This window comes from Bradyrhizobium sp. CCH5-F6 (assembly GCF_001556045.1).
Taxonomy (GTDB): Bacteria; Pseudomonadota; Alphaproteobacteria; order Rhizobiales; family Xanthobacteraceae; genus Bradyrhizobium.
The window spans coordinates 24,674-45,996 of record NZ_LSIC01000050.1; the positions used below are offsets into that span (position 1 = coordinate 24,674).

Consider the following 21,323-nt stretch of genomic DNA (forward strand, 5'->3'; position numbering starts at 1 on the left):
TTGCCGCCGGTCCGCGTGGCGGGTACATCTGTGCCGTCTCGCTCCACGAGCGCGGCGACAGACGCAAGACATATCAGGGATGGAGAGTTCGATGCCGGTCACGCCGCAATACAAGGCCCAGCGTCCCTATCGCGGCGTATTCCCGGTCGCGCCCACCATCTTCGATGAGCGCGGCGAGCTCGACCTCGAGGGCCAGCGCCGCTGCATCGATTTCATGATCGATGCCGGCTCGCACGGCCTCTGCATCCTCGCCAATTTCTCCGAGCAGTTCGTGCTCACCGACGCAGAGCGCGAGACCGTGATGCATGCGGTGCTGGAACATGTCGCGGGACGGGTTCCCGTGATCGTCACCACCACGCATTTCAGCTCGGCCGTGTGCGCGGCGCGCAGCAAGCAGGCCGAGGCGGCCGGCGCCGCCATGGTGATGGTGATGCCGCCCTATCACGGTGCAACCTTCCGGGTGCCCGAGAAAGGCATCGTCGAATTCTTCAAGGTGCTGTCGGGCGCGATCGACATTCCCATCATGATCCAGGACGCTCCGGTGGCCGGCACGCCGCTGTCGGTCGAGCTTCTGGCGCGGCTGTCGCGCGAATTCGCCAACATCCGCTACTTCAAGATCGAGGTCGCAGGTGCGGCTGCAAAGCTCCGCAGCCTGATCGAGGCGGGCGGAAAGGACATCGAAGGCCCGTGGGACGGCGAAGAGGCGATCACGCTGCTCGCCGATCTCGATGCCGGCGCCACCGGCGCGATGACCGGCGGCGGCTATCCCGACGGCATCCGCCAGATCATCGATCCGTATTTCGCCGGCAAGCGCGAGGAGGCGAAGGCCGCCTATGAGCGCTGGCTGCCGCTGATCAACTACGAGAACCGTCAATGCGGCCTGATCGCCTGCAAGGTCATGATGCAGGCCGGCGGCGTGATCAAGTCAGAAGCCGTGCGCCATCCGCTCCAGCCCCTGCATCCGGCAACGCGCGCGGGCCTGCTGGAGCTCGCCAAGGAGCGCGACGCGCTGGCGCTGCGGTGGGGGAAGTAACCTCTCCCGCCGAAATTCGGTCCTTCCGTCGCCATTGCGAGGAGCGAAGCGACGAAGCAATCCAGGCCGGTTCCGCGGAGACAAGCTGGACTGCCCCGTTGCGCCGCAGTGATGGGGCCCGCCCATTTCGGTTCCAGGTGTCGAACTGGCGCAATTCCGCCAGTTCCCCCGGACCCGGCGATCAAGTATCGTACGCTGACCAACCAGACTCTGCGGAGCGGTCAAGACATCGCGCAATACCTCTTCACTATGCCGTTATCCCGAGTCAGTTTGGCGCAAACCGACAGAACAGGGAGGCAGTGCCATGACGATGAGGCCGGATCCCACCTTTCACGCATCGCCCAGGCTTGCGATGGAAGCACCTGCGGAGAACTTTGCCTACACGTTGCTGCTCAGTCCGGACTTCTCGAAGCCGGATGCTCTCGCGGTCATCGACGTCAAGCCGGGATCGCCAACCTATAGCCAGATCGTCCACACCGTGACGATGCCCAACAAGGGCGACGAGTTTCATCACTTCGGCTGGAATGCCTGCTCCTCCGCCCTGTCGCCGCTCGCCGGACATGCCTTCATCGAGCGGCGCTATCTCATCATTCCCGGGCTGCGCTCGTCGCGCATCTACATCATCGATACCAAGCCCGATCCGACCCAAGCCAAGATCCACAAGATCATCGAGCCAGAGGAAGTCTTCAGGAAGACCGGCTATTCGCGGCCACACACGATCCATTGCGGACCGGACGGCATTTACGTGAGCACGCTGGGCGGTGGCGGCAAGGACGGCACCAACGGGCCTCCAGGCGTCTTCATCATGGATTGCGAGAGCTTCGAGGTCCTCGGACGATGGGAGATCGACCGCGGTCCACAGACGCTGCATTATGATTTCTGGTGGAATCTGCCAAGCGACTACATGGTGACGAGTGAATGGGCGTTGCCGCCGCAGTTCGAGAACGGGATCGTCCCGGAAGATTTGCTTGCGAACAAATATGGACATCGTCTGCACTTCTGGGATCTCCGCGCACGTCGCAACGTCCAGACCATCGACCTCGGCGCCAATCATCAAATGGCGCTGGAGGTACGACCGGCGCACGATCCGGTTCGCGAATACGGCTTCGTAGGCGTCGTGGTCGACACTACGAATCTCGAAGCATCGATCTGGACGTGGTGGCGCGAAGGCGGGAAATTCCACGCGGAGAAGACCGCGACGATCCCGCCCGAGCCCGCGCCAAAGGAGAAGCTCCCGCCGCTGCTCCAGGGCTTCGGTGCCGTGCCGCCGCTGGTGACCGACATCGACCTGTCGATGGATGACCGGTTTCTCTATGTCTCGTGCTGGGGCACGGGAGAAATGCGCCAGTACGACGTCAGTGATCCGCGCAAGCCGAAGCTTGCGGGCTCGGTCCATATCGGCGGTATCGCGCGCCGCACGCCGCATCCGAACGGCAAGGCCTTTGCGGCGGGTCCACAGATGGTCGAGATCAGCCGCGACGGCAAGCGCGTGTACTGGACCAATTCGCTCTATTCCACCTGGGATGACCAGTTCTATCCCGATGGGGTTCCGGGCGTTGAGGTGATGGCTAATGTCGGTCGCAACGGCGGCCTCGAGCTCGACAAGAACTATTTCGTGAGCTTCCCCGACGGATATCGTGCGCACCAGATCAGGCTCGAGGGCGGCGATTGTTCGACGGATTCCTTTTGCTATCCGTCGGTCTAGATTGGGGGCAGGCGAGCCCGGCACTCGGCTGGCTGTGGCTCGCTCTCGTTGCGAGCGGTCTCTATCACGGAGTCAATCCGGGCATGGGGTGGCCGCTCGCCGTTTCGGCCGGGCTCATGGACAAGAGCCCGCGCGCGCTTTTCCAAGCCTTGTGGGCCCTGTCGGCCGGGCATCTGCTCGCAACGTTTCTCGTGCTGCTGCCATTCGCGTTCCTGCTCGTTCTGGCGGAGTGGCAGCGTCCGATCCAGATCGGTGCGAGCCTTCTCGTCATCGGCTTCGGCGTCTACCGGTTGATCGTTCGGCGCCATCCGCGCGCACTGGCACGAATTCCGCCGACGCAATTGGTGCTCTGGTCGTTCGCCGTCGCCATTGCTCACGGCGCCGCCCTGATGCTCGTGCCGATCTATCTTGGACTCTGCCAGGCCTTCGAGCTCGACGCCGGACATGAGGCGGCGGGCGAGTTGATGAAGGCAAGTGTCGGGATGGCGGCGCTGGTGTCCCTGGTGCACGTTGCCGCCATGGTCAGCGCCGGCGGATGTCTGGCGTGGTTGGTCTACCGCTATTTGGGATTGAGATTCGTCTCGCGAAGCTGGTTCAATCTGGATGCTGTTTGGGCGACCAGCCTCGTCCTGGTCGGCGCCGTGGCGCTCGCCTTCAATCTTGGGAGCTGGCAGTGAGGCCTACCGCGTCAATGCCCACTCGCCGATGATGCGGAAGCGAGCCTTCGCCTCGTCCTGCTTGAACAGTGCGAGACGGTCGATCGCCAGCGCGCCGAGACGCAGCGACGCAAACCGGGTCCGCAACATCTCTAGAACCGGCCTGCGGCGCTCGGCATCCAGCCGGCCGGTGAGCGTCATGTGGAAGCGGAACTCCTCCATCACGTAGGGGTAGCCCCAGCGGTCGAGATAGTCGCGCTGCCGCTCGGTGAGCTTTTCGGGCTTGCGCCGCGCACGATCTTCCGCGGTGAGGGCCGCGCGGAAGGAGTCGAATTCACGAACGCAATCGGCGGCAAGCTGCTGGAGAGCGTCGACCGGCTCGGCTGGAATGACGGCGATGAAGCCGCTGATGGCATCGACGATAGGGCTGATCACTGGAATTGTCCGCGAGTGGCCGGCGAATTCCGCGCAGGCCGCCATGAGCTCGGCCTCGGTCCTGCCTGACACCAGCGCCATCGGCGCCTTCAGCGTGGCGTGAAAGCCGTATTTGCGGGGATCGGCGGTGATGTCGCGCCAGTCCGGCGCGATGCGCATTGGGTCGGCGGGAAAGGCCACATCGTCGCCGGTATAGGCGTCATAGCCGAGCAGCTCGGCGCCGAAACGGGAGAGGGCGCTGTCGGCGCCGGCGGCAAAATAGATCGCGTAACGGGGAAAGCCTGTCATCACCTCAGCATAACCAATTTACGCCGCGGCGACAGCCTCGCGCGGCGCCGTCACGGCAGTGAGCAGCCTTGTCGCGTCGGTGAGATGGACGAGCTTGCCGCCCGAGATCACCGCGATCAGCCGCGGCCGCAGCTTCACGCTGTCGTCGACGAGCAGTATGTCGGCGCGGCGTCCTTCCGCGAGCACGCCGCGATCGGCAAGGCCGGTGGCGCGGGCGGGGCCGGCGGAAACCAGATCCCAGGCCTGTGCCAGCGGCACCACGCCATCGGCGGCGAGGCGGAACGCGGCGAGCAACTGTGCGGGATAGTAATAATCCGACGCCAGCACCGAGCAGAGCCCCTTGGCGATCATGTCGGATGCCCTGGTCCAGCCGGTGTGACTGCCGCCGCGCACGACGTTCGGCGCGCCATAGACGATGGCATCGCCGTGGCTCGCCGCCGCCCGCGCCGTCTCCTCGTTGATGGGAAACTCCGCGATGTCAGCGCCGAGATCGCGAAACTCGCGGCGCATCGCCGGCGTTGCATCATCGTGCGAGAGCATCCGCACCCCGGCCGCACGGGCAGAGGCGGCGAGGCGTGACACCGAAGCGGGCACCTCGTCGGCGCGCGAAACCACGCGCTCGACCAGCCGGTCGAAGTCCTCGCTCGAAAGGCCGGTACGCTCCACCATGCGGTTGCGCTTGCGCGGCTTGGCCATGTCGGCGACGGTGCCGTCCATGTGGTCGTTGAAGGCAAACAGGTCGACGCGGCCCTCGGCGAGCCACTGGGCGATCTCGGCCTCGGCGTCGAGGTTGTAGGTCTCATGGCGCAGATGGAAGCGGGTGTCGGCTGCGAATTGCGGGCGCTGCCGCTCGATCGCCTCCATCAGGGCGCGCGCGTTGCCGGCGCTGCGCAGGCCCGGCTCCCAGGAGCCGGTCGTCGCGTGAAAGACGGTGGTGATGCCGTTGCTGATCGCCTGCCGGTCGCTGTCGGCGAGCGCCACGTCGATCGGGAAATCGACGCCGGCGCGCGGCATCATCTGCCGCTCGAAGGCATCGCCGTGCAGATCGACGATGCCGGGCAGCACCAGCAGGTCGCGGGCGTCGATCGCTAGCCGCGCGCGGCCGCGAGAAGCATCGACCTGTGCAATGTCCGTTCCGGACACCAGAAGTGAGGTTTCGACGAACTCGGCGCCGATCAGGGTCCGGCCGCCCGCAAGGAATATGTCTGTCACGCGACCGCGCTTCGTTTGCTGGCAGGAGAATTGGTGAGGGAGCTCACCCGTGCTTCGTATGTCGAAAGAAAATCTTCAATCCCGAGCTTGCGGAAATCGGGCAGCGCCTCGTGCAATTTGTCGTGATCCCAGTCCCACCAGGCGAGCTTGGCGAGCCGCCCGGAGATCTCCTCCGAGAACCGCCGCCGCACGATGCGTGCCGGATTGCCGGCGACGATGGTGTAGGCCGGCACGTCCTTGGTGACGATGGCGCCGGCGGCGATCACCGCGCCCGTGCCGATGTTGCGGCCCGGCAATACGATCGCGCCATGGCCGATCCAGACGTCGTGGCCGATATGGATATGATGCTGGCGCCGCCAGTCGAAGAACTCGGCGTCGTCGCTCTCACCCTCGAAATAGGCACTGGAACGGTAGGTGAAGTGCGCCTGCGTCGCCCGGTGCATCGGATGGTTGCCGGGATTGATGCGCGTCATCGCCGCGATCGAGCAGAACTTTCCGATCGTCGTGTAGGTGATCTGGGCGTCGTTGACGACGTAGGAGTAATCGCCCATCGCCACTTCATGCAGGATGGTGCGCGCGCCGACCTCGGTATAAGCGCCGAGCCGGGTCTCGTGCAGCTTGGCGGAGGGATCGATTGTCGGCTGGACCGAGAGCTTTTTGGCGGCCATGTTGAATCCGAGGCGGAGGGCGGGCATTTCTCTTCGGGTGGCTTGATGACGATAGCATGACGTCCAGATGACAGTGGATGAAGCGTGCTTGATCGCTGCGCTGCAATGGTGCTGTCACACAAGTGTTAAGCACAGACGTTAGCTGGTTGCCTCCAGCTACTCTGGAGCGCTGCATGCTGGTGGTGGATGGTCTGACGTGTCGCTTCGGCGCGAAAGCCGCGGTGGACGACGCTTCGTTTCAGGTTTCCCCGGGCGGCTTCGTCGGTGTGATCGGCCGATCCGGCGCCGGCAAGTCGACGCTGCTGCGGACGATCAACCGCCTCGCGACACCGTCGCAGGGCCGTATTTTGTTCGACGGCCTAGACGTCACCGCCTTGCGCGGCAAGGAGCTGCGACAGTGGCGTGCCCGTTCGGCCATGATCTTCCAGCAGTTCAACCTGGTCGGCCGGCTCGACGTGCTCACCAATGTGCTGATGGGGCGCCTCGCGACGATGCCGGCCTGGCGCTCCCTGACGCAGGCCTGGCCCGAGCAGGACAAGGCGCTGGCGATGTCCGCGCTGGAGCAGTTCGACATCGCCTCGCTCGCCGCCCAGCGCGCTGATCAGCTCTCGGGCGGCCAGCAGCAGCGCGTCGCGATCGCCCGCGCCCTGGTGCAGCAGCCCGATATCATTCTGGCCGACGAGCCGATCGCCTCGCTCGACCCGCGCAACACCAAGATCGTCATGGATGCGCTTCTGCGCATCAACAAGCATTTCGGCATCACCGTGCTCTGCAATTTGCATTCGCTCGATCTCGCCCGCAGCTATTGCGATCGCCTGATCGGCATGGCGCAGGGGCGCGTGGTGTTCGACGGCGCGCCGGCTGAGTTGACCGATCACGTCGCCCGCGAGCTCTACGATCTCGAAGCCGCCGACGTTATGGGCGGCACGCCTGCCCCGGCGCCTGCGGGTGTCCCGGCACTCGGAACGGCCGCGGCCGCCTGAGTCGCGACGCATCTGTTTCGTTGCAAGTTCTTGCGTCAACCGACCCCAACCGATGAAGAGGGTATCATGATCACTCGCAGATTAGTCCTCGCCGGCGCCGCCGCGCTCGCGTTCTCCGCCTCCGCCTCGGCGAGCGACTGGAAAGCCAAATATCCCGAGCTGACCTTCGCGGTCGTGCCGGCCGAGAACGCCTCGGGAGTCACCGAGCGCTGGACCCCGTTCGTGGAATACCTCTCGAAGCAACTCGGCGTGAAGGTCACGCTGCGCATCGCCAACGACTACGCCGCTGTGATCGAGGGTCAGCGCGCCGGCAATATCCACATCGCGAGCTACGGCTCGGCCTCGTTCGCCCGCGCCCGCCTGACCGGCGTCAAGACCGACGCCTTCGCCAACGACATCAACGCCGACGGCTCGACCGGCTACTACTCGGTGTTCTTCGTCAAGGCGAGCAGCGCCTACAAGAAGATCGACGACCTCAAGGGCAAGAACCTCGGCCTCGTCGACCCGAATTCGACCTCCGGCAACAACGTGCCGCGCTTCGAGCTCGACAAGTTGGGCATCCACGATGCCGACACCTATTTCAGCAAGGTCGTCTTCACCGGCAGCCACGAGAATGCGATGCTGGCGCTGGCGCAGGGCACGGTCGACGTCGCGGCCAACCAGTGGACCAGCGACAACGATTCCACGCTGGCGCAGATGCTGATCAAGGGCATGCTGAAGAACGCCGACGGCTCGGCGATGAAGAAGGACGATTTCCGCATCGTCCACAAATCGGCGCCGATCATCAACGGCCCCTATGCCTACAATTCCGACCTGCCGGAAGACGCCAAGGCCGCCATTGCGAAAGCGTTCTTCGACGCGCCGGCCAAGGACAAGGCCGCCTTCGACCGTCTCTCCGACGGCCAGAAGAAGGGTTTTCATCCCGCCACCACCAAGGACTGGGATGGCACGATCGAGCTGATCAAGTTCGTCGATGCGCTGCGTAAGAAGAAGGCGTCCTGACGTTTTGGGACGATGCAACTCGAGCCGGGTCCTTCGGACCCGGCTCTTTCTTTGAAGGGACCTGTTCGGCCGATGACGACAGCGGTTTCGATCCTTCCCGAGCAGCAGCTTGCCGCGCTCAATGCCGCCTATCGCCAGGCGGTCGCGCGCCGGCGGCTTCGTCTGCTGCTGGGAGCCGTGGTCTTCGCCGCCGCGTTGCTTCTCGCCGCGATTGGCGCGGAAGTGAATTTGCGCACGCTGTTCACCTACTTCGGCAACTTCCTCAGCTATTTCGACCGCATCCTCACGCTCGAGAACGGCCAGCGTGTCTGGACCGATGTCGGCGAGTGGTTCTGGGGCTGGCGCAAATGGCTGAAGATGCTGGCCGAGACGCTGCTGATCTCCTATGTCGGCACGCTGATCGGCGCCACTTTGGCCTTCGCCCTCAACTTCTTCGCGGCCGATAACACCTCGCCTGCGCCCTGGCTGCGCTTCGTCGTTCGGCGCTTGCTCGAATTCGCCCGCACCGTGCCCGGCATCGTGTTCGCGCTGGTCTTCGTCATCGCCTTCGGCCTCGGGCCGATGGCGGGCGTGCTGGCGATCGCGATCCACTCCACCGGCGCGCTCGGAAAGCTGTTCTCCGAGATCGTCGAGAATGCCGACATGAAGCCGGTCGAGGGCATCCGCTCGACCGGGGCGAGCTGGCTCTCCTGCATGCGCTTCGCCGTGGTGCCGCAAGTCACCGCCGGTTATGCCAGCTACGCCCTGCTGCGTTTCGAGATCAACGTCCGCGAAGCTTCGGTGATGGGGTTCGTCGGTGCCGGCGGCATCGGTCAGGAGCTGGTCGTCGCCATCCGCAAGTTCTACTATTCGGACGTCAGCGCGATCCTGCTCACCATCGTCGTCACCGTCTTCATCATCGACATCACCACCGGCTGGCTGCGCGGCCGCCTGTTCGGCAAGGAGGCGCGGACGTGAGGACTCCACAGGAGGTCGATGCCGCGCAGATGCGTGCGCGCTATCCCGACGTGTTCGACCGGCCGGCGTCGGCGCGGCTCGCGACGCCCGCGATGATCGTCGGGGCGTTCGCGATCCTGGTCTACGGCGTCGTCGATCTCGACTTCTCGCCGTCGCGCTTCTTTGCCGGCCTCAGCCAGCTCGGCTGGATCAGCCTGATGATGATCCCGCCGGATCCCGGCTCCTCGCTGCCGGTCTATCTGAAGGCGCTCGGCGAGACGCTGTCGATCGCGCTGCTCGGCACCACGCTGGGGGCGCTGTTCGCGCTGCCGGTGAGCCTGCTCGCGGCGCGCAACGTGGTGCCGTCGAACTTCCTCCGCTTCCCGGTCCGTCGTTTCCTGGATTCGATCCGCGGCGTCGACACGCTGATCTGGGCACTGGTGTGGATCAACGTCGTCGGGCTCGGCCCGTTCGCCGGCGTGCTTGCCATCGCCGTGTCGGATTTCGGCGCCTTCGGAAAGCTGTTCTCCGAGGCGATCGAGGGCGCCGACCAGAAGCAGGTCGAGGGCATCCGCGCCTCCGGCGGTAGCGCGCTGCACGAGATCCGCTTCGGCCTGCTGCCGCAGGTGCTGCCCGTCATCGCCGGTCAGGTGCTCTATTTCATCGAATCCAACACCCGCTCGGCCACCATCATCGGCATCGTCGGCGCCGGCGGCATCGGCCTCCAGCTCGCCGAACAGATCCGCGTGCTGGAATGGCAGAAGGTCTCGTTCCTGATCCTGATGATCCTCGTCGCGGTCGCCGCGATCGATTTCATCTCGGGCAAGCTGCGGTTTGCGATCATCGGGCGGCGGGCGGTGGCGTGAATTCTTCCTTCTCCCCTTGTGGGAGAAGGTGGCGCGAAGCGCCGGATGAGGGGTCTCTCTCCGCGCACTCAAATGAGAATGGGACTCGCGGAGAGAAACCCCTCACCCGTCTCGTCGCTTCGCGACGAGCCACCCTCCCACAAGGGGAGAGGGGAAGAGGGCGCTCTCACCCGTTCTCCACCACAAACTCCACGCGCTCCGCCGCGAAGCGCGAATGCTTCGTCACCAGCGGCTGGCCCAGGAGATCGTGGTCGGAAGCATCGACCACCAGAATCGGCCGCCCCAGCGCCAGATCGAGCCGTGCGGCGTCGGTCGCATCGACGATGCCAGCCGTGATTCGGGTCGCGCCGCGGCGATAGTCGCGCACGCCGTAATGTGCGAGCAGCTTCGTCATCGAGCGCGTCGCCGCGAACACCGCGCCGGCGTCCGGAAACTGCTCCGCCGATAGCCAGGTGGTGGAAACGCAGATCGGCGTGCGGTCGGCGAGTCGGATCGCCTCGATCCGCACCAAAGGCGCGCCGGTCTTTAGTCCCAGTTCCCGTGCGAGCTCGCGCGTCGCGATATCGTCGGTCGCCTCGATCAGCCGCCCATGCGGTTCCCGGCCACCCGCACCGACGATCTCGGAGAAGCGCGTGCGCGAGCGCAGCGGATAGGCGAGCTTTTGCGCCTCGACATAGGTTCCGCTGCCCCGTTCGGCGCGCACGAGGCCGCGCTCGGCGAGGGCTGCCAGCGCGCGTCGCACGGTGTGGCGGTTGACGCGATAGGTTTCGGCGATCTCCATCTCGCCCGGCAGCTTGTCGCCGGCCGCAAAGCGGCCGTCGGCGATGCCGCGCTCGATGCCGTCGGCAACGAGGCGCCATAGCGCGACGCCCGAGGAGGCTGTGTCCTGCATGCTCATGTCGCGGGAACCTACTCCAGAAATCACATCATTGTCACGAAACAGTCATGGCGCGTCCGTATGAAGTTGTCTATTATCATAGACAACTTCGATGCGGCAAGTTCGGTGGACCAGGTGACGCAGCGCAACAATCAGGAAGCCCGGCGCAAGGCCGCGATGGCGGTGCTGGCGCAAGCGGAGGCGGGCGAGATCGCCGCTCGCCTCCGCAACTTGGCCCTCCCGGCCCATCAGGATCTGCGCGCGCCCGAAAACGGTCTCGTCATGCTGCGCGGCCGGGTCGGCGGCGACGGCGCGCCGTTCAATCTCGGCGAGGCCACGGTGTCGCGCGCCGCCGTGCGGCTTGCGAGCGGTGAAATCGGTTTCGGCTACACGCTCGGCCGTGACGGTGACAAGGCGCGGTTGATCGCATTGTGCGATGCGATGGTGCAATCCCGCGATCACGGCGGCATGGTGGAGCGGGATGTCATCGCGCCCTTGCGAGAGCAGCTTATGATTCGGCGCAAGCAGGCGGCGGCCGAGATCGCCGCGACGAAGGTTGATTTCTACACCATGGTGCGCGGTGAGGGCTGAGATCATGACCACGATTGCGGAACTGCCGCCGGGTTTTGCCGACAAGGTGTTGTCGGCGCAGTCGACCTTTCGCTCGGTCATGGACGCGATGGCGCGGCCGGGCTCGGTTCAGCGCATCGTGCCGATGACGGGGGCGACGGGGCCGATGATGCGCGGTACCGCCGCAATCGCGCTGACGCTGTTCGACCATGACACGCCGCTCTGGCTCGATGCGCGGATGGCGGAGGGCTCCGACCTGGTGAAATGGCTGAAATTTCATACCGGCGCGCCGGTGGTGCAGGATTGCTCGATCGCGAGCTTCGCGCTGATCGGCGACGGTGCCGCGCTTCCATCGCTCGATCGTTTTGCGCTAGGGACGAGCGAATACCCGGATCGTTCGACCACGGTGATCATTCAGGTCGATAGCTTGGCCTCCGGGCGCAGCTTTGAGCTTCACGGCCCCGGCATCGACGGTGTCGCGACCCTGCAGGCGTCGATCAAGCCTTTCGACCTGTTCGAGCGCCTGCGAATCAACGAGGCGCTGTTTCCGCGCGGCATCGACGTGGTGCTGGTCGCCGATGACGCCGTGGTTGCGATCCCGCGCACCACGCGCGTCGTGAGCAAGGGAAGCTGAAGCATGTATGTCGCAGTCAAGGGCGGCGAACGCGCCATCGAGAACGCCCATCGCCTGCTCGCGCATAAGCGGCGTGGCGACCTGAGCGTTCCGGAGGTCACGCTCGACCAGATCTCGGAGCAACTCGGCCTCGCCGTCGACCGCGTCATGAGCGAAGGCTCGCTCTACGATCGCGAACTCGCGGCGCTGGCGATCAAGCAGGCGCGTGGCGATCTGATCGAGGCGATCTTCCTGGTCCGCGCCTTCCGCGCCACGCTGCCGCGCTTCGGCGCCAGCGAGCCCGTCGACACCGGCGCCATGCGGGTGCAACGGCGGGTGTCCTCCACCTTCAAGGACATTCCCGGCGGGCAGATCCTTGGACCGACCTTCGATTACACCCATCGCCTGCTCGATCCCTCGCTCGCCGAAGGCTTCGTTCCCGACGCACCTGCGACGGCTGAATCGTCGACCGCGCCCACGCCCCGCGTGACCGACATTCTCGGCCGCGACGGATTGATCGAATCCTCGCCGCAGGCCGAGGACGGCGCGCCGGTCGGCGATCTCACCCGCGAACCGCTGAACTTCCCGGCGGATCGCGACCTGCGCCTGCAGAATCTGGCGCGCGGCGACGAAGGTTTCCTGCTGGCGATGGGCTATTCCACCCAGCGCGGCTATGGCCGCAACCATCCCTTCGCCGGCGAGATCCGCTTCGGCGAGGTCGAGGTGGAATTCTTCGCGGAAGACGCCGGCTTCGCCGTGCCGCTCGGTGCGATCGAGCTGACCGAGTGCCAGATGGTCAACCAGTTCAAGGGGTCTGCGACCGAAGCACCGTGCTTCACCCGCGGCTATGGCCTCGCCTTCGGCCAGAGCGAGCGCAAGACCATGTCGATGGCGCTGGTCGACCGCGCGTTGCGCGCCCGCGAGCTCGGTGAAGAGGCGCTCGCCCCGGCGCAAGATGAAGAATTCGTGATGTCGCATTCGGACAACGTCCAGGCGACCGGCTTCGTCGAGCATCTGAAGCTGCCGCACTACGTCGACTTCCAGTCCGAGCTCGGCCTCTTGCGCAAGCTGCGGCAGGAGTTCGCGGATGCCAATGCGCCTGACGTCATGAAGGAAGCCGCGGAATGAACGCGCCCGCCTACAACTTCGCCTATCTCGACGAGCAGACAAAGCGGATGATCCGCCGCGCGATCCTGAAAGCGATCGCCATTCCCGGCTATCAGGTGCCGTTCGCCAGCCGCGAAATGCCGATGCCCTATGGCTGGGGCACCGGCGGCGTGCAGGTGACCGCCGCGATCCTCGGTCCCCAGGACGTGCTCAAGGTGATCGACCAGGGCTCCGACGACACCACCAACGCGATCTCGATCCGAAAGTTCTTCGCCAAGACCGCCGGCGTTGCGACGACGACGGCGACGGAAGAGGCGACGGTGATCCAGACCCGTCACCGCATCCCGGAGACGGCGCTGAACGAGAACCAGGTGCTGGTCTACCAAGTGCCGATTCCCGAGCCCCTGCGTTTCCTCGAGCCGCGCGAGACCGAGACGCGGCGCATGCACGCGCTCGCCGAGTACGGACTGATGCACGTGAAGCTCTACGAGGACATCGCCCGCTTCGGCCACATCGCGACCGCCTACGCCTATCCGGTGAAGGTGAATGCGCGCTACGTGATGGATCCGTCCCCGACGCCGAAATTCGACAATCCCAAGATGGACAATTGCGCCGCGCTGCAATTGTTCGGCGCCGGCCGCGAGAAGCGCATCTACGCGATCCCGCCCTATACGCAGGTGGTCTCGCTCGACTTCGAGGATCACCCGTTCGAGCCCTACCGCTTCAACGCGCCCTGCGCGCTCTGCGGGGCGGAAAATTCGTATCTCGATGAGATCGTGACCGACGACAAGGGCGGGCGGATGTTCGTCTGCTCCGACACGGATTATTGCGAGGGCCGCCAGGCCGCGGGCCATCACGGCAGTCTCAGCGCTGCGCCGTACAAGGAAAAGGCGGGCTCACATGGTTGATCAAGGCTCGGCTGATCTCGCTACGCTCGAAAGCGACCGGCCGCTGCTGGTGGCGGAGTCCCTGAGCAAGTCCTTCGGTCGCATCGCCGCCTGCCGCGACGTGTCGTTCTCGCTGTATCCGGGCGAGGTGCTGGCGATCGTCGGCGAGTCCGGTTCGGGAAAGTCGACGCTGCTGCAGATGCTGTCGGGCCAGCTGGCGCCGAGCGCCGGCCATGTGTCCTACCGGATGCGCGACGGCGTCACGCGCGACCTCACGACGCTCGGCGAAGCCGAGCGGCGCTTCCTGTTCCGCACCGATTGGGGCTTTGTGCACCAGGACCCCGCGCAGGGCCTGCGCATGGCGGTCTCGGCCGGTGCCAATGTCGGCGAGCGGCTGATGGCCGTGGGCTGGAATCACTACGGCCGCATCCGCGACACCGCCTCGGACTGGCTCACCCGCGTCGAGATCGACGTCGCACGCATCGACGATGCGCCGCGCACCTATTCCGGCGGCATGCGCCAGCGTCTTCAGATCGCCCGCAACCTCGTCACCGAGCCGCGGCTGGTGTTCATGGACGAGCCGACCGGTGGCCTCGACGTGTCGGTGCAGGCGCGCCTGCTCGATCTCGTGCGCAGTCTGGTCGCCGAGCTGCATCTCGCCGTCATCATCGTCACCCACGATCTCGCGGTCGCGCGCCTCCTGTCGCATCGCGTGATGGTGATGAAGGGCGGCCGCGTCATCGAGACCGGTCTCACCGACCAGGTGCTCGACGATCCCCGCGAGCCCTACACGCAACTCCTCGTCTCCTCGATTCTCCCGCCATGAGCCTTTCGATGACCGCCATGATCGACGTTGCCGATGCCCAGAAGACCTTCACGATGCACTTGCAGGGCGGCATCGAGCTGCCGGTCGTGCGCGGCGTGACCTTCCACGTCAATCCGGGCGAGTGCGTCGTGCTGTCGGGGCCGTCAGGCGCAGGCAAATCGTCGATCCTGAAGATGATCTTTGGCAACTATCGCTGCGATAGCGGTCGCATCGGCATCCGTCACCGCGGCACAGTGATCGACCTCGCCACTGCCGAGCCGCGGCAGATCCTCAACGTTCGCCGATCCACCATCGGCTATGTCAGCCAGTTCCTGCGCGCCGTGCCACGCGTCGCGACCGTCGACGTCGTCGCCGAGCCGCTGATCGTCAACGGTATGAGCCGTGCCGACGCACAGGCGCGCGCCGGCGCGCTGCTGCATCGCCTCAACATCCCCGAGCGGCTCTGGCAGTTGCCGCCCGCGACCTTCTCCGGCGGCGAGCAGCAGCGCGTCAACATCGCGCGCGGCTTCATCTCGGACCTGCCGATCCTGCTGCTGGACGAGCCCACCGCATCGCTCGATGCCGCCAATCGCGCCGTCGTGGTCGAGCTGGTCGCTGAAAAGAAGCGCCAGGGCGTCGCCATGGTCGCCATTGTCCATGACGACGAAATCCGTCATCTGATTGCGGACCGCATTGTCGACGTCGCCAGCTTTGCTGCCGCGGCCTGAAGGAAGAGGAAATGAACCCCAAGCCGAAGGACACCGTCATTACCAACGCCAGGATCGTGCTGGCCGACCGGGTGATCGAGCAGGGCTGGCTCGCTCTTGCCGACGGACGCATCGCCGAGATCGGCGAGGGCAGGGCGCCCGCGGGTACCGAGGACGCCGGCGGCGACCTGATCATGCCCGGCCTGATCGAGCTCCACACCGACCACCTCGAGGCGCATTACGTGCCGCGGCCGAAGGTGTTCTGGAATCCGGTCGCGGCCGTCATCTCCTATGACGGCCAGCTCGCCACCTCGGGCATCACCACCGTGTTCGACTCGCTCCGGGTCTGGCGCGAGGACGGCGCCGAGGAAGTCGATGGCCGCGCCGGCGTGCTCGCCGCCGCGATAACGACCGCGCGCGAGGCCAGCCTGCTGCGCGCCGACCACTTCCTGCATCTGCGCTGCGAGATCCCGATGCCGAGCGTGGTCGAGGAGGCCAAGGAGCTGATCGACCGTCCGGACGTCAAGCTGATGTCGCTGATGGATCACACGCCGGGCCAGCGCCAGTTCCGCGACGAGGTCAAGCTGCGCGACTATTATCGCGGCAAGGGCGGCGGCAAGACCGACGCCGAGCTCGACGAGCTGTTCGCAAAGCGCTTCGAGTACCAGAAGCAATATGCGGCAACCAACATGCGCGAGATCGTCGCGCTGGCGCATCAATACAAGATCCCGCTGGCGAGCCATGACGACACCACCGAGGAGAACGTCGCGGACGCCGTGCGCGATCGCGTCTCGGTGGCGGAATTCCCGACCACGCTGGAGGCCGCGCGCGGCCTGCATCAGGCCGGCATCGACATTCTCATGGGCGCGCCCAACGTCGTGCGCGGCGGCTCGCATTCCGGCAACATCGCCGCGGTCGATCTCGCCCGCGAAGGCCTGCTCGACATCCTGTCGTCGGACTACATCCCGTCGAGCCTTCTCATGGCGGCGCTGCAATTGCCTGAGCATGTGCCGGCGATCAGTCTTCCGGCAGCGGTTCGCACCGTGACGAAGGCGCCGGCCGAGGCGGTCGGTCTCTCCGACCGCGGCGAGATCGCCACCGGCAAGCGCGCCGACCTGATCCGCGTGCACGTCGCCGGCAGCGTTCCGGTGGTCCGCAGCGTCTGGCGCGAAGGGAACCGCGTCGCATGAGCGAGACCGCGACCATGGCAAAGCAGGCAGGCGCGATCGGACCCGGCCGGCTGGTGCTGGTGGTCGGTCCGAGCGGTGCCGGCAAGGACACGCTGCTCCGGCTCGCGCAGGCGGCCTGCGCGGACGATCGCAACGTCGTCTTTCCACGCCGCGTCGTGACGCGCGAATCCTCCGAGGCCGAGGACAACATCTCCGTGAGCCCCGACGAGTTTCGTCGCGCGCGCGAGCACGGCGACTTCGCCGTGCACTGGGAGGCGCATGGACACGCCTATGCGTTGCCGCTCGAAATCAACGACGACATTCGTGCCGGCCGCGCAGTCGTCGTCAACGTCTCGCGCACCGTGATCGCAGCGCTGCGCCAGACCTATGCCAATGTCGTGGTGGTCGCCATCACCGCGCCGCCGGACGTACTGGCGCAGCGGCTTGCGGCGCGGGCACGGCACAGCGACGGCAACATCGCCGAGCGGCTGTCGCGCAGCGTCGAGGACGCGTCGGCACGGGCCGACGTCACCATTCTCAACGCCGGCAGCGCCGAGTATCACGGCCGCCAGCTGTTGCGCGTGATCAGGGATGATGGCTGGCACGAATAGCCGGCCAACAAGGAGAGAGTGGAATGACGGTGATCGAAACGGTCGAGCAGCTCGAGGCCATCTATGGTGCCACCAATGACGCCTCGACCGTGAAAGTCGCCGACCACGTCACGCCGCTCTACCGCATCTTCATCGAGAAGGCGCCGTTTGCCGCGCTCGCCACCATCGGGCCCGAAGGCATCGATTGCTCGCCGCGCGGCGATCTCCCGGGCTTCGTCCGCATCCACGATCCCAAGACGCTGATGCTGCCGGACCGCCGCGGCAACAACCGGGTGGATTCCCTGCGCAACATCGTGCGCGACCCAAGGGTGTCGCTGATGTTCCTGATCCCCGGCTCCGGCAACGCCGTTCGCGCCAATGGCCGCGCTTGTCTCTCGATCGATCCGGATCTGCTGGCCTCGTTCAAGGTCGAGGGCAAGGCGCCGCGCAGCGTGATGGTGATGAACGTCGAAGAAATCTACTTCCAGTGCGCCCGCGCCATCGTCCGTTCCGATCTCTGGAATCCCGACAAGCGCGTCGACCCGAAGAGTTTGCCGACGCCCGGCCAGATCCTCGCGGAAATGAGCGAGAACAAGGTCGGCGGCGCGGAGTACGATCGCATCTGGCCGGAACGCGCCGCCGCGACGATGTGGTGATCCTTCTCTCCTCTCCCCTTCTTGTGCAGCGCCATCGCTAGTGGGAGCGTTTTCTCTGTGTCCATCCTTCGAGACGTCCGCCGTTGGCGGGCCCTCAGGATGAGGACGGAGTGCGCGGCAGCAGTTTCGGTGGGCTCCGATGTCACTTAGCCTCATCCTGAGGAGACCGCAAAGCGGTCGTCTCGAAGGACGAGGCGCGCGCTCAGGCCCTGCCAAGAACTCATATGCGACAGCCTTGCCGCAAGCGGGGAGAGGTGAAGGAGACCAGCTGCTTACCTAGTTAAACGCCATCCCGCCGCTGAGCGCCACGGTCTGCCCGGTCATGTACGCGTTGTCGACCAGCAGCATCACGGCTTTCGCCACCTCCTCCGCCGTGCCGAAGCGGCCGAGCGGGATGCGGCTGACGAGCTGGGGCTGGCCGCTCATCATGTCGGTCTCGATCAGCGACGGCGCCACTGCGTTGACCGTGATGCCCTCCTTCACCAGCCGCGCGGCATAACCTCGCGTGAGGCCCTCCATGCCGGCCTTGGATGCATTGTAGTGCGGGCCGATCGAGCCGGCGCCGCGCGCCGCGCCCGAGGAGATGTTGACGATGCGGCCCCATTTCCTTGATCGCATCGACGGCAACACGGCCTGCGTGCACAGGAAGGCGGATTTCAGGTTGACCAGGATGGTGCGGTCGAAATCGTCTTCGGTGAGATCGTCGATGCCGCGCGTGATGGCGATGCCGGCATTGTTGACGAGAATGTCGATCGGCCCGAGCCCGGCCGTGACGCGCTCGACCATTGCGGCTACGGCCCCGGGCTGCGAGACGTCAGCAGCGACGACGATGGCGCGGCGGCCTTGCTCGCCGATCTCGCCAGCCAGCTGCTCGGCCTGCCCGATCCGCTCGCGGCAATTGATCGCCACGGCAGCGCCTGCTTCGGCCAGCGCACGGCAAACGGCGGCGCCGATTCCGCGCGAGCCGCCGGTCACGAGCGCGGTGCGCCCCTTCAGATCATCAGCCATCTCTGATTCTCCCGACCTGCGTTTTGGCTCCTGAAGCGTATCACGCCGCCCGTGAGCCTGTGTTGAACTCATCGCGAGATGAATCCGTTTGCCGGTGCTTGCGCCGGGAGAAGCGCGCAAGCGCGGCGACCGCAAATATGGATAGCCATTTCATTGACCAATCGTGCCAGCTGCTCGATATTCGGAGCATCGAAGCTGCTCCTCGAGCTTGATGCCGCGATATGAGAATGGATCACCAGCGTAACCAAGGCGACATGCATGCGTGCATGACGCGGCGCTGTTTCTGCGCGGCAACGGGCGCCTGTTGTTGTTGCTGACCGCCTCTTAGCAACACCTCACACCGAAAATCCCCAAGCAGGAACGCCGAGACTTCGGCGAACGAGCAGTCATGTCCCAGGCTCAGTCGAATGCCTACATCATCGAGATCCACGACCGCGCCGCCGGCATCATCACGAGAGATGAACGCGGCTTCCGTTTCTTTTCCTCCGAGCGACTGTTCGACAGTCTCGAAGGCCGCCAGTTCCGCTCGGCCCGCGATGCCGAGCGCGCCGCACGTGCCGTGTTCTCGGAGCGGCGCCGTCGCGCGAGTTCCCCACTCTCCGTCTACTGAAAGGACCGCAACATGATTGCACGACGACACATCCTGACCGCAGCGCTGCTCATCGCCACCGCCGTCGCCGCGCCGGCGCACGCCGCGGACAAGCCGGCGGAAATCCGCATCGGGACGCAGAAGGGCGGGTTCTTCCCGGCGGTGCGCCAGCGCCAGACGCTCGAAAATGCTTTCAGGCCGCTCGGCATCGCGATCAAGTGGATCGACTTCCAGTTCGGTCCGCCGCTGCTGGAGGCCATCAATGTCGGCAGCGTCGATTTCGGCTATGTCGGCGACTCCCCGCCGATTTTCGCGCAGGCCGGCGGCGCCAGGATCCGCTACGTCGCCGCGGTGAAATCGGAAGGCAACACCCAGGCGATCGTCGTGCCGAAGGATTCGCCGATCAAGACGCTCGCCGATCTCAAGGGCAAGCGCGTCGCCTTCGGCAAGGGATCGAGCGCGCACAATCTCCTCGTCGCGGCGCTCGAAAAAGCCGGCCTGTCCTGGTCCGACATCACCCCGGCGCCGCTCGCCCCGGCGGATGCGACGGCAGCCTTTGTGAAGGGCTCGGTCGACGCCTGGTCGATCTGGGATCCCTATCTCGCACTCGCCGAACTGAAGGAGAATGCGCGCGTGATCGTCTTCGACAAGGACGTGCACAAGCCGAACGCCTTCTACATCGCCGGCGCAGACTTCGTGGAGAAGTATCCTTCCCTCGTCGCGAAGCTCAACACAGCCTTCGCGTCCGAAGGCGTGTGGGCGGATTCGCACCACGAGGATGTGGCAAAGGCGCAAGCAGAGGCGACCGGCGTCGATATCGAGGCTGTCAGGCGCTTCGTGGCCCGCTCCAACTATCGCGTCGTGCCGCTCGATGCCGAGGTGGTCAAGAGCCAGCAGGCGGTCGCCGATCGCTTCGCAAAACTCGGTCTTATCCCAAAGCCGGTCAACGTCTCCGACATCGTCTGGAAATGGACGCCGGGCTCGTGAGCTGGACATTGAGAGGACGCCGTCATGCCCGGGCTTGTCCCGCCCGCGCGCCGAAGCCGCTTCGGCGAGGCGAAGGTCCGGGCATCCACGTTCTCCGGTCTTCGCCGCCAGGCGTGGATGGTCGGGACAAGCCCGGCCATGCCGCTCCCCGCGGCTATCCGCGTACCAAACGCTTGAGCTGGAAGCGGCTCAGCCCTTCAGCGCCGCCAGCAATTCATCCGGGCGCTCGGCCATGATCATGTGGCCTGCGCCGGGCACCACGACGGTCTTCGCATGCGGGATCGCGGCCGCAAGCGCCTTGCCTGCCTTTGCCGGCGTCATCATGTCCCGCTCGCCGAGAATGAGCGTCGTCGGCACCTTGATGCTCGCCGCGGCGGCAAGCGCATTCGTGTAGGCATTGCAAGCGGAAAGATCCTTGAACAGCACGCCGGGCTCGCAAGCCTGGAGCACGGCCTGTGCGCCGCCGTGCATCCACAGGCCCGGTGCGAGGCTGCCGCCGAGTTCGGCCTTGAAGCCGAGACCCCAGATCGAGACCATGTCGTTTGCATCCTGCGAGTTGGCCTCGGCCGCCTTCAAGAGATCCGGGCCGACAGTCATGGTCGCTGCGGTGCCGATCAGGCTGAGCGCGGCGACCTTGTCGGGATGGCGCGCCGCCGTCTCCAGCGAGATCAGCGAGCCCATGGAATGACCGATCAGATGCGCGTTCGCAGCGCCTGCCGCATCCAGCAGCGCCGCCGTCCAGTCGGCCATCTCCGCGATGCTGCCGAGTGAAGGCCCGGCGGAGCGGCCGTGGCCGGGCAGGTCGGGCGCCAGCACGGCAAAGCCGTGATGGGCGAACCAGCGCGTATGCAGCGCCCAGGTGGAATGGTCGAAACCGGCGCCGTGGATGAAGACGACCGCGGGCAGGGATTTGTCGAAGTCGCGGCCGCCGGTTGCGGCGAACACTTCAGTGCCGTTGACGGAAAGCTTCATGG

The 21,323-nt window shown here is 65.6% G+C and carries 24 protein-coding genes; 18 read left to right on the forward strand and 6 right to left on the reverse strand.

Going from position 1 to position 21,323, the window contains the following annotated elements; genetic code table 11:
* Positions 1 to 91 precede the first annotated feature (91 nt).
* The 3 genes from AX729_RS08490 to AX729_RS08500 all read left to right on the forward strand — a co-directional run bounded on the left by AX729_RS08490 (position 92) and on the right by AX729_RS08500 (position 3,415).
* Positions 92 to 1,033, forward strand: coding sequence for a dihydrodipicolinate synthase family protein (locus AX729_RS08490; RefSeq protein ID WP_061022127.1), 942 nt, complete (start codon positions 92 to 94; stop codon positions 1,031 to 1,033).
* Between the two features lie 304 nt (positions 1,034 to 1,337).
* A complete protein-coding gene (locus AX729_RS08495; RefSeq protein ID WP_061021981.1) occupies positions 1,338 to 2,738 on the forward strand; it encodes a selenium-binding protein SBP56-related protein in 1,401 nt (466 codons plus the stop codon).
* Positions 2,739 to 2,821: 83 nt separating this feature from the next.
* Positions 2,822 to 3,415: a hypothetical protein gene (locus AX729_RS08500; RefSeq protein WP_156456822.1), complete on the forward strand. Its 594-nt coding sequence runs from the start codon at positions 2,822 to 2,824 to the stop codon at positions 3,413 to 3,415.
* A gap of 3 nt (positions 3,416 to 3,418) precedes the next feature.
* Here AX729_RS08500 and AX729_RS08505 read toward each other — a convergent pair whose 3' ends face one another.
* The 3 genes from AX729_RS08505 to AX729_RS08515 are packed head-to-tail and all read right to left on the reverse strand — an operon-like array spanning position 3,419 to position 5,997.
* Positions 3,419 to 4,117: a DUF1045 domain-containing protein gene (locus AX729_RS08505; RefSeq protein WP_061021986.1), complete on the reverse strand. Its 699-nt coding sequence runs from the start codon at positions 4,115 to 4,117 to the stop codon at positions 3,419 to 3,421.
* Positions 4,118 to 4,135: 18 nt separating this feature from the next.
* Positions 4,136 to 5,329 carry an alpha-D-ribose 1-methylphosphonate 5-triphosphate diphosphatase gene (locus tag AX729_RS08510; protein ID WP_061021988.1) on the reverse strand — a complete coding sequence of 398 codons (1,194 nt, stop codon included), beginning with the start codon at positions 5,327 to 5,329 and terminating at the stop codon, positions 4,136 to 4,138.
* A complete protein-coding gene (locus AX729_RS08515; protein WP_061022129.1) occupies positions 5,326 to 5,997 on the reverse strand; it encodes a transferase hexapeptide repeat family protein in 672 nt (223 codons plus the stop codon). The genes AX729_RS08510 and AX729_RS08515 overlap by 4 nt, the downstream gene beginning before the upstream one ends.
* Positions 5,998 to 6,170: 173 nt before the next feature.
* On the opposite strand from AX729_RS08515, the gene phnC reads away from it, so the two are divergent.
* The 4 genes from phnC to phnE (AX729_RS08535) all read left to right on the forward strand — a co-directional run bounded on the left by phnC (position 6,171) and on the right by phnE (AX729_RS08535) (position 9,784).
* Positions 6,171 to 6,980, forward strand: a complete 810-nt coding sequence (gene phnC / locus AX729_RS08520; RefSeq protein ID WP_061021990.1) for a phosphonate ABC transporter ATP-binding protein — start codon at positions 6,171 to 6,173, stop codon at positions 6,978 to 6,980.
* A gap of 66 nt (positions 6,981 to 7,046) precedes the next feature.
* Entirely contained in the window at positions 7,047 to 7,982 is a 936-nt protein-coding gene (gene phnD, locus AX729_RS08525; RefSeq protein ID WP_061021992.1) for a phosphonate ABC transporter substrate-binding protein, read from the forward strand.
* Positions 7,983 to 8,054: 72 nt separating this feature from the next.
* Complete coding sequence (phnE, locus tag AX729_RS08530; RefSeq protein WP_061021994.1) at positions 8,055 to 8,939, forward strand: phosphonate ABC transporter, permease protein PhnE; 885 nt, start codon at positions 8,055 to 8,057, stop codon at positions 8,937 to 8,939.
* Positions 8,940 to 8,968: 29 nt separating this feature from the next.
* A complete protein-coding gene (gene phnE, locus AX729_RS08535; protein ID WP_061021995.1) occupies positions 8,969 to 9,784 on the forward strand; it encodes a phosphonate ABC transporter, permease protein PhnE in 816 nt (271 codons plus the stop codon).
* Positions 9,785 to 9,950: 166 nt separating this feature from the next.
* On the opposite strand, the gene phnF is transcribed toward phnE (AX729_RS08535), so the two are convergent.
* Positions 9,951 to 10,682 carry a phosphonate metabolism transcriptional regulator PhnF gene (gene phnF, locus AX729_RS08540; protein WP_061021998.1) on the reverse strand — a complete coding sequence of 244 codons (732 nt, stop codon included), beginning with the start codon at positions 10,680 to 10,682 and terminating at the stop codon, positions 9,951 to 9,953.
* Between the two features lie 105 nt (positions 10,683 to 10,787).
* Between phnF and phnG the strand changes: the two genes are divergently transcribed.
* The 9 genes from phnG to AX729_RS08585 are packed head-to-tail and all read left to right on the forward strand — an operon-like array spanning position 10,788 to position 17,765.
* Positions 10,788 to 11,252 (forward strand): phosphonate C-P lyase system protein PhnG, encoded by a 465-nt coding sequence (gene phnG / locus AX729_RS08545; RefSeq protein WP_082770384.1) that lies wholly within the window; start codon positions 10,788 to 10,790, stop codon positions 11,250 to 11,252.
* Positions 11,253 to 11,256: 4 nt separating this feature from the next.
* Positions 11,257 to 11,865, forward strand: coding sequence for a phosphonate C-P lyase system protein PhnH (phnH, locus tag AX729_RS08550; RefSeq protein ID WP_061022000.1), 609 nt, complete (start codon positions 11,257 to 11,259; stop codon positions 11,863 to 11,865).
* Positions 11,866 to 11,868: 3 nt separating this feature from the next.
* The gene (locus AX729_RS08555) at positions 11,869 to 12,972 is read left to right on the forward strand and encodes a carbon-phosphorus lyase complex subunit (protein WP_061022002.1); all 1,104 of its coding nucleotides are present in this window, start codon (positions 11,869 to 11,871) and stop codon (positions 12,970 to 12,972) included.
* Positions 12,969 to 13,859, forward strand: coding sequence for an alpha-D-ribose 1-methylphosphonate 5-phosphate C-P-lyase PhnJ (locus AX729_RS08560; protein WP_061022004.1), 891 nt, complete (start codon positions 12,969 to 12,971; stop codon positions 13,857 to 13,859). The genes AX729_RS08555 and AX729_RS08560 overlap by 4 nt, the downstream gene beginning before the upstream one ends.
* Positions 13,852 to 14,664: a phosphonate C-P lyase system protein PhnK gene (gene phnK / locus AX729_RS08565; protein ID WP_061022007.1), complete on the forward strand. Its 813-nt coding sequence runs from the start codon at positions 13,852 to 13,854 to the stop codon at positions 14,662 to 14,664. Before AX729_RS08560 ends, phnK begins: the two co-directional genes overlap by 8 nt.
* 8 nt (positions 14,665 to 14,672) lie before the next feature.
* Positions 14,673 to 15,371, forward strand: a complete 699-nt coding sequence (phnL, locus tag AX729_RS08570; RefSeq protein WP_061022133.1) for a phosphonate C-P lyase system protein PhnL — start codon at positions 14,673 to 14,675, stop codon at positions 15,369 to 15,371.
* 11 nt (positions 15,372 to 15,382) lie between these two features.
* Positions 15,383 to 16,540: an alpha-D-ribose 1-methylphosphonate 5-triphosphate diphosphatase gene (locus AX729_RS08575; RefSeq protein WP_061022010.1), complete on the forward strand. Its 1,158-nt coding sequence runs from the start codon at positions 15,383 to 15,385 to the stop codon at positions 16,538 to 16,540.
* A complete protein-coding gene (gene phnN / locus AX729_RS08580; protein ID WP_061022012.1) occupies positions 16,537 to 17,130 on the forward strand; it encodes a phosphonate metabolism protein/1,5-bisphosphokinase (PRPP-forming) PhnN in 594 nt (197 codons plus the stop codon). The genes AX729_RS08575 and phnN overlap by 4 nt, the downstream gene beginning before the upstream one ends.
* 23 nt (positions 17,131 to 17,153) lie before the next feature.
* Positions 17,154 to 17,765 (forward strand): pyridoxamine 5'-phosphate oxidase family protein, encoded by a 612-nt coding sequence (locus AX729_RS08585; protein ID WP_061022013.1) that lies wholly within the window; start codon positions 17,154 to 17,156, stop codon positions 17,763 to 17,765.
* A gap of 276 nt (positions 17,766 to 18,041) precedes the next feature.
* On the opposite strand, the gene AX729_RS08590 is transcribed toward AX729_RS08585, so the two are convergent.
* Complete coding sequence (locus tag AX729_RS08590) at positions 18,042 to 18,773, reverse strand: SDR family NAD(P)-dependent oxidoreductase (RefSeq protein WP_061022015.1); 732 nt, start codon at positions 18,771 to 18,773, stop codon at positions 18,042 to 18,044.
* Positions 18,774 to 19,161: 388 nt separating this feature from the next.
* Here AX729_RS08590 and AX729_RS08595 point away from each other — a divergent pair, with 388 nt between their 5' ends.
* Both AX729_RS08595 and AX729_RS08600 read left to right on the forward strand, forming a co-directional pair.
* Complete coding sequence (locus AX729_RS08595) at positions 19,162 to 19,383, forward strand: hypothetical protein (RefSeq protein WP_061022017.1); 222 nt, start codon at positions 19,162 to 19,164, stop codon at positions 19,381 to 19,383.
* 12 nt (positions 19,384 to 19,395) lie between these two features.
* Complete coding sequence (locus AX729_RS08600; protein ID WP_156456814.1) at positions 19,396 to 20,349, forward strand: aliphatic sulfonate ABC transporter substrate-binding protein; 954 nt, start codon at positions 19,396 to 19,398, stop codon at positions 20,347 to 20,349.
* A gap of 189 nt (positions 20,350 to 20,538) precedes the next feature.
* Here AX729_RS08600 and AX729_RS08605 read toward each other — a convergent pair whose 3' ends face one another.
* Positions 20,539 to 21,321 carry an alpha/beta fold hydrolase gene (locus AX729_RS08605; protein WP_061022019.1) on the reverse strand — a complete coding sequence of 261 codons (783 nt, stop codon included), beginning with the start codon at positions 21,319 to 21,321 and terminating at the stop codon, positions 20,539 to 20,541.
* Positions 21,322 to 21,323: the final 2 nt, after the last annotated feature.